14 protein-coding genes are annotated in these 11,407 nt (G+C 64.7%); 1 reads left to right on the plus strand and 13 read right to left on the minus strand.

Annotated elements, in window-relative coordinates:
- Window positions 1-77: 77 nt before the first annotated feature.
- Window positions 78-533 carry a CopD family protein gene (locus tag I5W_RS00560; RefSeq protein ID WP_044527804.1) on the plus strand — a complete coding sequence of 152 codons (456 nt, stop codon included), beginning with the start codon at window positions 78-80 and terminating at the stop codon, window positions 531-533.
- A gap of 50 nt (window positions 534-583) precedes the next feature.
- Here I5W_RS00560 and I5W_RS00565 read toward each other — a convergent pair whose 3' ends face one another.
- From I5W_RS00565 to I5W_RS00625, 13 genes are all read right to left on the minus strand, one after another.
- Entirely contained in the window at window positions 584-1,078 is a 495-nt protein-coding gene (locus tag I5W_RS00565; protein ID WP_044527793.1) for an acyl-CoA thioesterase, read from the minus strand.
- Window positions 1,079-1,277: 199 nt separating this feature from the next.
- On the minus strand, window positions 1,278-2,210 hold the full coding sequence (locus I5W_RS00570; RefSeq protein WP_044527794.1) for a 2-hydroxyacid dehydrogenase: 933 nt from the start codon (window positions 2,208-2,210) through the stop codon (window positions 1,278-1,280).
- A gap of 187 nt (window positions 2,211-2,397) precedes the next feature.
- Window positions 2,398-2,637 carry a hypothetical protein gene (locus tag I5W_RS00575; RefSeq protein WP_044527795.1) on the minus strand — a complete coding sequence of 80 codons (240 nt, stop codon included), beginning with the start codon at window positions 2,635-2,637 and terminating at the stop codon, window positions 2,398-2,400.
- A gap of 54 nt (window positions 2,638-2,691) precedes the next feature.
- On the minus strand, window positions 2,692-2,940 hold the full coding sequence (locus I5W_RS00580) for a DUF6139 family protein (protein WP_017450303.1): 249 nt from the start codon (window positions 2,938-2,940) through the stop codon (window positions 2,692-2,694).
- Window positions 2,941-3,209: 269 nt separating this feature from the next.
- Window positions 3,210-4,154: an acyltransferase domain-containing protein gene (locus I5W_RS00585; protein ID WP_044527796.1), complete on the minus strand. Its 945-nt coding sequence runs from the start codon at window positions 4,152-4,154 to the stop codon at window positions 3,210-3,212.
- On the minus strand, window positions 4,151-5,074 hold the full coding sequence (gene mdcB, locus I5W_RS00590; protein WP_044527797.1) for a triphosphoribosyl-dephospho-CoA synthase MdcB: 924 nt from the start codon (window positions 5,072-5,074) through the stop codon (window positions 4,151-4,153). The genes I5W_RS00585 and mdcB overlap by 4 nt, the downstream gene beginning before the upstream one ends.
- Window positions 5,062-5,793: a malonate decarboxylase holo-[acyl-carrier-protein] synthase gene (gene mdcG, locus I5W_RS00595; protein ID WP_044527798.1), complete on the minus strand. Its 732-nt coding sequence runs from the start codon at window positions 5,791-5,793 to the stop codon at window positions 5,062-5,064. The genes mdcB and mdcG overlap by 13 nt, the downstream gene beginning before the upstream one ends.
- The gene (gene mdcE, locus I5W_RS00600) at window positions 5,790-6,530 is read right to left on the minus strand and encodes a biotin-independent malonate decarboxylase subunit gamma (RefSeq protein ID WP_044527799.1); all 741 of its coding nucleotides are present in this window, start codon (window positions 6,528-6,530) and stop codon (window positions 5,790-5,792) included. Before mdcE ends, mdcG begins: the two co-directional genes overlap by 4 nt.
- A 9-nt stretch (window positions 6,531-6,539) precedes the next feature.
- Window positions 6,540-7,436: a biotin-independent malonate decarboxylase subunit beta gene (locus I5W_RS00605; RefSeq protein WP_044527800.1), complete on the minus strand. Its 897-nt coding sequence runs from the start codon at window positions 7,434-7,436 to the stop codon at window positions 6,540-6,542.
- Window positions 7,433-7,747: a malonate decarboxylase acyl carrier protein gene (gene mdcC / locus I5W_RS00610; RefSeq protein WP_017450297.1), complete on the minus strand. Its 315-nt coding sequence runs from the start codon at window positions 7,745-7,747 to the stop codon at window positions 7,433-7,435. Before mdcC ends, I5W_RS00605 begins: the two co-directional genes overlap by 4 nt.
- A 24-nt stretch (window positions 7,748-7,771) precedes the next feature.
- Window positions 7,772-9,439, minus strand: coding sequence for a malonate decarboxylase subunit alpha (gene mdcA / locus I5W_RS00615; RefSeq protein ID WP_044527801.1), 1,668 nt, complete (start codon window positions 9,437-9,439; stop codon window positions 7,772-7,774).
- Entirely contained in the window at window positions 9,440-10,789 is a 1,350-nt protein-coding gene (locus I5W_RS00620) for a TRAP transporter large permease (RefSeq protein ID WP_044527802.1), read from the minus strand.
- Entirely contained in the window at window positions 10,786-11,364 is a 579-nt protein-coding gene (locus I5W_RS00625; RefSeq protein ID WP_044527803.1) for a TRAP transporter small permease, read from the minus strand. The genes I5W_RS00620 and I5W_RS00625 overlap by 4 nt, the downstream gene beginning before the upstream one ends.
- Window positions 11,365-11,407: the final 43 nt, after the last annotated feature.

An 11,407-nucleotide genomic window follows, 5' to 3' on the forward strand; every position in this document is an offset into this window, starting at 1 on the left:
AGGGGAAGCATTACGCCGGCCGCCCGCTCATGCGACAATGCGCACACTTTTTTCGCGAATTCCCTGACGGGAGTGCCATGCTGTTTGCCAAATTCTTCCATCTGCTAGGACTGACCGTGTGGGTCGGCGGCATGTTCTTCGCCCACATGGCCCTGCGTCCGGCCCTGGCCGTGCTGCATCCGGAGCAGCGACTGAGCCTCATGGCGGCGGTGCTGGGCAATTTCTTCATCTGGGTGTGGGTGGCCATTGCGCTGGTGCTGGGCAGCGGCCTGCACATGATGGGCGTCATGAGCGCCGGCGCGGCCATGCTGCCGCCCTACGTACACGCCATGACCGGCATCGGCGTGGTGATGATGCTGATCTTCGCCCACATCTTCTTCGCCCCATTCCGCCGCCTCAAGCTGGCAAGCGCCCAGCAGGACTGGGACCGCGCCTCGCGCGCGCTGCGCCAGGTGCGGCTGCTGGTGGGCATCAACCTGGGCCTGGGCCTGCTGACCATTGCCATCGGCGCACTCGGGCCGCTGACGACCTGATCCGCGCCCCTGGCCGGCTGGATTTTTGCTGGGCTACCTGCGCCGGCGTATCAGTTGACCTTCTCCACGCCCGGCTTGAATTCCTCATAGCGGCGCGCCAGTTCCTGGCGCAGCGACTTGCGGATCACGGCGGCGTCGAAGCGGCGCTTTTCTTCCTGCGAGAAGGGGCGCAGCGGCGGCACCGTGATCGGCTTGCGCTGGTCATCCACCGCCACCATCGTGAAGAAGCAACTGTTGACGTGGCGCGTTTCCTGGGTGCGGATGTTCTCGGCCACCACCTTGATGCCGATTTCCATGGACGACTTGCCGGTATGGTTGACGCTGGCCAGGAAGGTCACCAGCTCGCCCACGTGGATGGGCTGGCGGAACATCACCTGGTCCACCGACAGGGTCACCACGTACTGGCCGGCATAGCGGCTGCCGCAAGCATAGGCCACCTGGTCGAGCAGCTTGAGGATGGTGCCGCCGTGCACGTTGCCGGCGAAATTGGCCATGTCCGGGGTCATCAGGACCGTCATGGTGAGTTGGTGAGATGGCAGATCCATGGTGCGTGGCTCTCTCTGTCTGTAGTGTGATGGCGTTGGGTTGATCTTGGTCAGCGGGGTCCGGCCGCGGGCACTCCCCCGAGTGCGCAGGCGACCGGTCGGGGCTCTCGTGGAGGAGCGTCCCGACCGCGGCCGTATTATCGGCCAGCCAGCCCGGCTATGGCAAAAAAACTCGCATTGATGCGGACGATGGCGGCGTTCAGGCCCGTACCACCGGCTCGGCGGCGGCAAAGTGTTCCTCGCAATTGCGGAGGAACTGGCGCACCGAGGCGCTGATGGCTTCGGGCGACCAGCCGGCAATGTGCGGCGTCAAGACCACGTTGGGCAAGCCGATCAGGGAAGCCGGCGGCTTGGGTTCGCCCTCGTAGACATCCAGGCCAGCCCCGGCCAGACGACCCGAGGACAGCGCGGCGGCCAGCGCTTCGGTGTCGACGACACTGCCACGACCGATATTGACCAGATAGCCCTTGGGGCCAAGTTCTTCCAGCACCCGGGCATTGATCAGGTGCAAGGTCTGGGCGCCGCCGGGGGCAGCCACGATCAGGCAATCGGCCCAGCCGGCCAGTTGGGCCACGTCCGAAAAGTAGTGGTAATCGACGTCATCGCGCTTCTTGCGGTTGCAATAGGCGATCTCGGCATCGAAGGCAGCAGCGCGGCGGGCGATCTTCTTGCCGATGTTGCCCATGCCGACGATGCCCACCCGCTTGCCCGCCAGTTGCGGCTGCAAGGGCAGGGTCTCGCGCCAGCCGCCCTCGCGGGTGTAGCGGTCCAGCACGGCAATGTTGCGCAGGATGGCCAGCAGCAGGCCCATGGTGTGATCGGCCACGCAATCCTCGTTGGTACCGGCACCGGTGGCGATCTCGATACCGTGGGCCTGGGCGTGGGCGACGTCGATGTTTTCAAAGCCGGCGCCCAGGGCGCATACCAGTTGCAGGTGCGGCAAGGCGCGCATTTCATCGGCCGTCAGCCCGGTCGAACCATTGGTCAGCACCACCGCCACTTTCTTGGCAGGGCCGGCGATCATCGCATCGCGGCGCGGGCGATCCGGCGCGTAGAGGATGTCGTAGTGGGCGGCGATGGTAGCGGTGCTTTCTTCGGAAAGGTGAATCAAAACGAGTAGAGGCGGTTTCATGGCGGGCCTGGCGAAACGAGGATGAAGAGGGATATGAAGTAAAACGCAATGATCGCCATTCTATGGCGAAACCGGCCATGAGCCGATATCGCATGGCGGCGGTTGTGCTTCTCTCATGCGAATTCCGTGCCACCTGGCGTGAAAAAGCCGGGCACGGGCCCGGCTGATGGGTTCTCAACAGCGCTCTTCAGTGGTGAGTTGCTTTCTCCAGCAGCTCATGGGCGGCCTGGCGCGCGCCCTCCTCGGCCGCTTTTTCATCTCCGAAGGTCTGGTCGGGCAAGACCCGTTGCACCGGAAAGACCGGGTTGCGATGCATGGGATTGGTGGAGTGGCCGAAGATGGCCACCTGCGCCACCCACTCTTCACCGCCGATCAGGCGCACACCAGCATACTCGACTTCATAATCGCCTACTTGTTCGGTTGGCATGATGCTCTCCTCGTGTTTCCTTGCTGACAGCCGAGGCCTGCTTAAACCTGCTTATCAGGCCGCACCGTCCTCGCTGCGTTCGTTCAGATGAGTGATGGCATAGCCCTTCTCACCGATCTGCATGAAGGCATCTTCCGCCTCCAGCGTGAAATGCCGCTTGCCATCGCGCTCGAAGTCCACGTTCTGTTCATGAATCTGCCAATCGGTATTGGTGACTTCATCCGGCAGGGCTTCTTCGTGGGGCAGGACAAGATAGGAAAACAATCCGTCGCCGTCCGGGCGCTTGTACACATCGACTTTCATCCTGGGGCCTCCTGGTCGGGTTGATCAATGGCCATGCCCGGCACCCGGCCAGGCATGGCTTGAAGATGCGACTGGACGACCTGGCATTGGTTCGCAGCGTGGTCGTCAAGAAATGCATAAAGCGTGTTGCACTGTCAGCCTGATCTGACAGAAACGGTCATGCCGCTTGGGGAAGATATGAAGACATGGGTTCAAGATAGCACCGCCCGCGCCNGTATGCCAGCGCGCAGTTCGGCAATCGGAGTGATGACTTGATGTAGCTCATCGGCTCAGTCGACTTGCCGACGCAACCAGGCCAGCGCCCCGTTGAGGCTGCGGAAGTCGGCCAGCGAACGACAGGCAATGTGCGGATGGCGCTCGCGCAACATGCGCGAGAGGGCCGCACCGGGGCCCAGTTCCAGCGCCACGCTCACGCCCCGCTCGGCGCAGGCATCCATGCAGGCCGACCACTGGATGGGCTCGCACAGTTGGCGCAGCAGCAGCGCTTGCGCCTGGGCGCTGTCACTGACGGTGTGTCCCGTGACGCCAGCCAGCAAGGTCAGCACGGGAGAATGCAATGACAGTGCATCGAGGTGCACCGAGAAAGGCGCTACGGCAGCCTGCATCAATGGCGTGTGTGAAGCCAGCCCGACCGGCAAGGCCGAGTTGCGCGCACCCTGCCCCGCCAGCTCGGCGGCGGCCGCTTGCAAGGCCGCATCGGGGCCACCGGCGATGAGCGAGTCCTCACCAGTGACGATGGCCACGAAGCCGCCATGGCGCGCCAGGCAAGCTTGCACGCTAGCGATGGCCACCCCGCTGATGGCCATCAAGCCTTGCTGCGGGTAGGCGCTGGCGGCCTGCGTCATGGCCGCAGCACGCTGCGCGGCCAGCGCGACGGTGTCCTCGGCGGCGATGACACCGGCCACCGCGTAGGCCGACAACTCACCCACGCTATAGCCCGCCACCAGGGTGGGTGCGCCCGCGATGGCGCTCAGCGGTGCACGCAGCGCCTGCCACGCCGCCAGTTGGGCCGCCACGATCAGCGGCTGGGCGTTGCGGTTGGCGTAGCGTTGGGCGGGATCATTGAGCACCTGTCCCAGTGGTGCCTGGAGCTGATCGCTCAATTGACATTGCGTCAAAAAGGCAGCGGCCTGGGCATCCTCGCGCAGCAGGTCGAACATGCCGGCGTGTTGCGCCCCCTGCCCCGGACAGAGAATGGCCAGCCTCATGCTCATCGCGCGTCGGCCTCCAGCAAGCTTGCCTGGTACACCAGGCAAGCCGCCGCCAGCAGGTCGGCCGCACCGCCCGGTGACAGGCGCCGCGCCACGAAGAGTCGATGACAATCCACGGCATCCTCTTGCCAACCGGGGCGAGCCGTACCACCCGCAGCCAGGAAGGCGGCGCTGCGCTCCCGCACCAGCGCGGCACCCTCGGCCCCGCCGCGATGGTAGACATTGGTATCGCTCAATTGCGCCATCAGGGCAAACAGCGTGTCGATCCTGGCGTGATACGCATCGCGCCCCTGTGCCAGCGTGGCCTGCAACTGCGGTAAAGCCACCTCGAAGACGGACGGAAAGCCCAGCGCCGCCTCTTCACGCGCTCCGCCCACGGCATGTCGGGCGGCTACACGCTGGCCATGGCTGTGGGAGCCGCCGGAAATGGCTGCGCTATGGCGTGCCAGCGCATCGCCCCACTGGATCAGCAAGGTGGCACGGACGGTGGCCGGCTGCAAAGGCAAGCGCCGGCCCCGGCAACAAGCCATGGCCGCACACAACATGCCCAGCGCAAAGATGGCGCCACGATGCGTGTTGACGCCCCCCGTGGCGCTCAACATGCGTTCTTCGGCGCGTATCGCCAGGCGTTGCAGGGTGTGGAAGGGCGCGCCCTCCAGCCCGGCAGCGGCAATCTGGAAGAAGTAATGGCGCAGGGCGAACAGACTGCGCAGGAAGGTCTCGGCGGTCATGTCGGCATGACTGCCATTGTCCACGCGCGAGACCAGGCCAGGCTTGGGATAGAGCACCAGTTCCTGGTGCAGGCTGCGCAGCGCCAGCCGGGCTAGCAGGCGACACAATGCCAGGTGCTGGTGCGCCGCATTGTGCTGCAGATGAGGCAAGGGCGGCGCCAGCAGCGCCGGGTGATCGATCAGGCGACGCACGACTGCGGCTCCTCTTGTGGCAGGCTGGCGATCAGGGTCGCGACCCGCTCCAGGGCGACGCCGGCAGCGCGCTTGACCAGCACCCTGCCCTCGCCACCATTGCCCAGGACCGCGACCTGGCGCCACTCCTTCCAGGACACCGCAGCCCCCTCGGGGAACATGACTTCACCATCGAGCGGCAGGAACATCGCCTGCCACGCCAGGAGACGCACGCCGGCTTCCAGCTGGGCCACGCTACGTGGCTGGAACAGCAGGTCGATGTCCGAACTGCTGCGCAGATAGGGCTCGGCAGTGAGCGCCTGCCAGGCCAGCGAACCGAACACGGCCAGCGTGATGCCGGCCCGTGCCATGTGTTGCTGCAATTGGTCCAGACCGCTCTGCCATGCCGGCGGCAAGCCCGACAGATGCGCCGCCACGATGTCGCGCAACAGGAACGGCGCATGACGCGCCACGACTTCTTGCGCCTGCACGCGCAAGGCGATGCGCGGCTTGTTGCCCTGGGCGTCCGGCGGCAGGGCGATACCCACGCAGATCTCATCATGGGCCACATCCCCCTCCAGACGTCGCACGATGACCGGCCAGCGCATCCGCTGCCAGTACGCCAGTGCCGCTGCCTGGCGCGCATCACGGCACTGGGCCTGCAGTCGCACCCAGGCCGACTCGCTCAACCAGAGCAGGTGGTGGCGTGACTGCGCCAGGCAAGACCCGGGCGCAATCATCCGTTGAGCGGTGTGTCGTGCGCCACCGCCTCGATGACCCGCTGCGCCCACTTGCGGCCGCCTCGCTCCAGGCCAATGGCGGCGCGGGTGTCGGCGCTGCGGTCTACCGCCAGCGCCTGCGACAGGGCCTGGGCCAGGTCGCCGTTCCAGATCTCGGCCACGCCGCCCATGCGCAGATAGTTTTCCGGGCCGGGGGCGAACACCGGATTGCTCTTGGCCAGTTCAGTGAGCCGCTCTTGCGGCACCTTGGTGATGCGCGCCATGGCCGGCAAGCCCATGACGCGGATGGTGGCCGCTGGCAAGGCATAGCAGGCATCAGCGATGAGTCCGCTGGTGATGAAGCCGCCCGACAGTGCCTGGTCATACACCAGGCCGACGACACGATGGCCCTGGCGGCGCGCCAGTTCCACGCACTTGCCCAGGTGCGCCATGTAGCTGTTGATGCCCAGCATTTCATCACGGTGGCGCAGGCGCTGGCCTTGCGTATCGACCAGGATCACGATGGGCCGGCCCGGATGCTCACGCACCGTCTGCAGGATCACGCTGGCCTGGGCCAGGGCAATCTCGATGCCGATGGGCGTGTGGCCGGTGGTGCCGACCACGGTGACGGTGCTGCCGTCGACCTGGGCCGTGCCGGAGAGGAAATACTCCTGCTCGGTGATGGCATGACCTTGCGGGAACAGGTCTTGCGCGAGCGCGCGCCAGTCGACCTGGATGGGAGTGACAGTTTGATTCATGGATTCCTCTCAGGCCTTGGCGGCAATGCGCAGGCGCTCGGCCATGGCGGTGAAGGCGCCGGCTTCCAGCATCGGCACCGCTTCCGGCTGGGCCACACCCAGCTCGGCCCAGATGTCCATCGGATCCTCGGCATGGCCGAAGGTGGCGATGCGACGGCGCAGCATGTCCTGTTCGGCTTCCAGCGCGGCCAACGTCAAGGGCACGTCGCCGGCCTGGCCCAGCGCAGCGATGGCAGCGGCGCGGAAGGCCTCGGTGTCATCGCTGACCAATTGCTGGCAGTCTCCGATCAGGTAGCGGTGCTTGCCGCCAGTGGTGCGCCAGACCAGGGCGCGGTCGCGTGAATCGAATTCTTCCACGCCGTTGGCGGTCTCGATCACTTCGGGGCCGGACATGGCCAGCCGTCCTTCTTCGGACATGATGATGGTATTGGCGCAGCGCGCCACGATGCCCATGCCGCCGAAGCAGCCATTGGCGCCGCCGATCAGCACGATCACCGGGATACCGGCGGCGCGTGCCTCCAGCACGGCGCGCATCACCTCGGAGACGGCGATGAGACCGGCGTTGGCTTCATGCAGCCGCACCCCGCCGGTTTCCAGCAGCAGGATCACGCCAGCCGCCTGACGGGCGATGGCGCGCTTGAGCAAGCCCACCAGCTTGGCACCATGCACCTCGCCCACGGCTCCGCCCATGAAACCACCCTCTTGCGCCGCCGCCATCACGGCACGTCCGCCCAGCAAGCCTTCGCCGATGATGACGCCATCGTCAAAGGAGACCGGTGCGTCCAGTTGCCCCAAGTGCGGGCTCACCACACGCTGGGCCGGCGGCAGCAGTTCCTTGAAGCTGCCGGCGTCCAGTACCGCCAGGATGCGCTCGCGCGCCGTGGCTTCCAGATAGCTCGCGCTCATTGGCCCTCCTCCACCATGGCTTCCACCGCCTGGTCCAGACGCAAGCTGACCACGGCGGGCGTGGCGCCCATGTCGTTGATGGAGATGCGGGTATCGGCCAGTTGCCAGCGCTGCTGGAAGTCGGTCATCACCGCTTCCCAGATGGTGCCGAAGCCGCGCGCAGCGGTCTTGACCTCGATGGCGCAGGCACCGTTGAGGGACGCGTTTTCGATCAGCACTTCCAGGTTGCCCGAGCTGACCACACCGACCAGTTCAGGCGCAGCCTTGAGGCGGCGCGAGCCGTGCTCAAAGCGAAAAGTCAAAGTTTCCATAGTGTCGCTTTCATTGCAGATGGCTTACCAGTTGCGGAAGCGCTTGGGTGGGTTGTACAACCCGCCGGAAGCCCGCACCAGGTCTTTCATGTTCTTGGCCGCCAGCAGGTCGCGGGTGGCCATTCGCTTGTCGATGCCCAGATCTTCGGCGCGGCGGATGATGCCGCGGTCGCGCAGGTTTTCCACCATGCGCTTGTCGCGGCCCATGCCCACGGCGGTGTAACCCGCCACGCCGCGGATGGCTTGCTCGCGCTCTTCCTCGGTACGGCACAGCAACAGGTTGGCGATGCCTTCTTCGGTGAGGATGTGGGTGACGTCATCGCCGTAGATCATCACGGGCGGAATCGGCATCTTGGCTTGCTCGCCCAGTTGCCAGGCATCGAGTTTTTCGACGAAGGCCGGCTGCATGTGTTCGCGGAAGGTTTCCACCGTCTGCACCACCAGCTTCTGTCCGCGCGGGATGGTATTGCGGCCGGCACGCGCCTGCTGGCCAGCCTTGAGCCAGGCTTCGCTGGCGTGGCGGCGGCCCCTGGCATCCGCGCCCATGTTGGGGGCGCCGCCAAACCCGGCGATGCGACCCAGCGTGGCCGTGGAAGAATTGCCCTGCAAGTCGATCTGCAAGGTGGAACCGATGAACATGTCGCAGCCATAGTGGCCGGCCGTCTGCGAAAAGGCACGGTTGCTGCGCATGGAACCATCGGGGCCGACGAAGAAGACATCGGGACGGGCGCGGATGTAGTCTTCCATGCCCAATTCGGAGCCGAAGGAATGCCCCGACTCCACAAACCCGGCTTCGATGGCCGGAATAAAGGCCGGATGCGGATTGAGCGCCCAGTGTTGCAAGTTCTTGCCGCGCAGACCCAGCGATTCGGCATAGGTCGGCAGGATCAGCTCGATGGCGGCGGTATCGAAACCGATGCCATGGTTCAGCCGCTGCACGCCGTATTCGGCATAGATGCCCTTGATGGCCATCATCGCCATCAAGACCTGGATCTCGGAAATCTGCGCCGGATCGCGCGTGAACAGCGGCTCGATGTAATGCGGCGTGGGCGCCTTGATGGCGAAGCTCACCCAATCCGCAGGGATATCCACGCGTGGCAGCTCATCGACAATTTCGTTCACCTGCGCAATCACGATGCCGCTGGAGAAGGCCGTGGCTTCGGCAATGGCGGGCGTATCTTCAGTATTGGGCCCGGTATAGAGGTTGCCGTGGCGGTCGGCCGCCTGTGCCGCCACCAGCGCCACGCGCGGGGTCAGGTCGACGAAGTAGCGCCCGAACAGTTCCAGGTAGGTATGGATGGCGCCGATGTTAAGCTTGCCGGCCGAGGCCAGCTTGGCCAGGCGGCCGGCTTGCGGGCCGGAGAAGGAAAAGTCCAGCCGATCAGCGATGCCCTTCTCGAACACGTCCAGATGTTCCGGCAAGGCCAGCACCGAGAACAGCATGTGCAAGCCGTTCACCCGTGCCGGGTCGAGCGCGGCCAGACCCTTGGCCAGGAAATCGGCCTGCTTCTGGTTGTTGCCCTCGACACAGACACGGTCACCGTTTTCCAGCACCGCATACAGGAGTTCACCCAGTTGATCGGCGGGCGCAATCTTGCCCTGCAACTGACTTCCCAATGCGGCGGTGGCGCGCGCCAGCCGCTGTTCACGGTTCTTCTGGCGCGCATTCCACACGCGTTCGCTACTACTCATTTACTTGGCTCCCATCAACAGGTCAGGCAATACGGTCGCGATGCCCGGGAACATGCACAAGAGCAGGACCGCGAGAAACATCAGCGCCAGGAAAGGAATCGTACCCTTGATGACATCGCCCAAGGCGATATCGGGTGCGATGTTCTTGATCACAAACAGATTCAGCCCCACCGGGGGGTGGATCAGGCCCATCTCCATGACCACGGTCATGACGATGCCGAACCAGATCAGATCGAAGCCGGCGGCTTTCAACGGCGGCAGGATGATGGGCGCGGTCATCAGGATGATCGACACCGGTGGCAGAAAGAAGCCCAGCACGATCACCATGGCCAGGATCACCGCCAGCAGCAGCCACTTCGACAGGTGCAGGTCGACCACCCACTGCGCCGCCGACTGGCTGATGTGCAGATAGCTCATCACGTAGGAATACAGCAGCGACATGCCAATGATGAGCAAGAGCATCCCCGATTCCTTGATGGTGGAACTGAGGAATGGCGCGATCTCTTTCGGCTTGTAGATGCGATAAACCACCGCAATCAACACCAGCGCCAGCAGCGCGCCCAGGCCGGCGGTCTCGGAAGGCGTGGCCAGGCCACCATAGAGCGCCACCATCACCCCGATCAAGAGGATCAGGAAAGGCAGCACGCGCGGCAGCATTTCCACCTTCTGCGCCAGCGTGAAATGCTCATCATCCAGGTAGGCCGACTTGGCGCCGCCTGCGGTATAGACCGCGTGCGCCAGCTTGTACTCCTTGCGCGCACGGAAGACGGCATAGCCGGCAAACAGGATCACCAGCAGCACACCCGGCCCGATACCGGCCAGGAACAGGCGTCCCAGCGACTGTTCCGCGGCCACTGCATACAGGATCATGGTGATCGAAGGCGGCAGCAGGATGCCCAGGGTGCCGCCGGCGGCGATGATGCCCGCTGCAAACCCGGGCGAGTAACCGCGTCGACGCATCTCGGGAATGCCGGCCGAACCGATGGCCGAGCAAGTCGCAGGAGAGGAACCGGCCATGGCCGCAAACAGCGCGCAGGCAAACACGTTGGCGATGCCCAGGCCGCCCGGCACCTTGTTCAGCCAGGCGTGGATGGCCGAATACAAGTCCTTGCCGGCAGGCGACTTGCCGATGGCCGCCCCCTTCAGGATGAACAGCGGAATGGACAGCAGCGTGATGGAAGCGATTTCCTCGTAGACGTTCTGCGTAATGGTATCGAGCGACGATTCCGGCATGAAGAAATACATGAAGCCAGTGGCCACCACGCCCAGCGCGAAGGCAATCGGCATTCCCGAACACATCACCAGGATGGTGACCACGCCATAGAGCACACCCAGGGTCAGCGGACTCATTGCGCACCTCCGGCTTGCGGCGCGGGAACGGTGCCAGTGATGCGGACCAGCACCTGTACCAGCAATTGCAAGGTCAGCATGGTCATGCCCAGCGCCATCAGCGAATACGGAATCCACAGCGGCGGCGCGAAGGTCGAGGAAGTGGTCTGCCCTTCCACCCAGGCTTCATGGAACAAGGCCCAGGATTTCCAGGTGAAGAAGGCGCAGAACAGCAAGGACACCACATCCACGATGAACATGCGCACCTGGTTGGCCAGCGGCGAGAGCAAGCCTGCCAGCGCCTCGATGCCGATATGGCCGCGCAGCGACTGCACATAGGCCGAGCACAGGAAGATCACCCCCACCAGCATGAAGACCGAAGCTTCATCCTGCCAGTCGGTGGGCTGATGGAAGAAGTAACGCACCACCACCGAATAGGTGAGGATGCAAGAGGTGACCAGTAGCGCAATCATCCCCAGCAACACCGCCACCCGATGATAAGCCCGCAGGAAGGCCGCCAGCCACGCCACCGGCGCGCTGGCCGGAACGACCGGGCGCGCCGCCGCCGCGCCAGGCATCTCGAAACCGTGGCTCATAGGGTCTTCTCCGCCAGGGCCAGCAGCTTGGCGCAACTGGCAT

This window comes from Herbaspirillum sp. B65 (genome assembly GCF_000333555.1).
Classification (GTDB): domain Bacteria; phylum Pseudomonadota; class Gammaproteobacteria; order Burkholderiales; family Burkholderiaceae_D; genus Herbaspirillum; species Herbaspirillum rubrisubalbicans.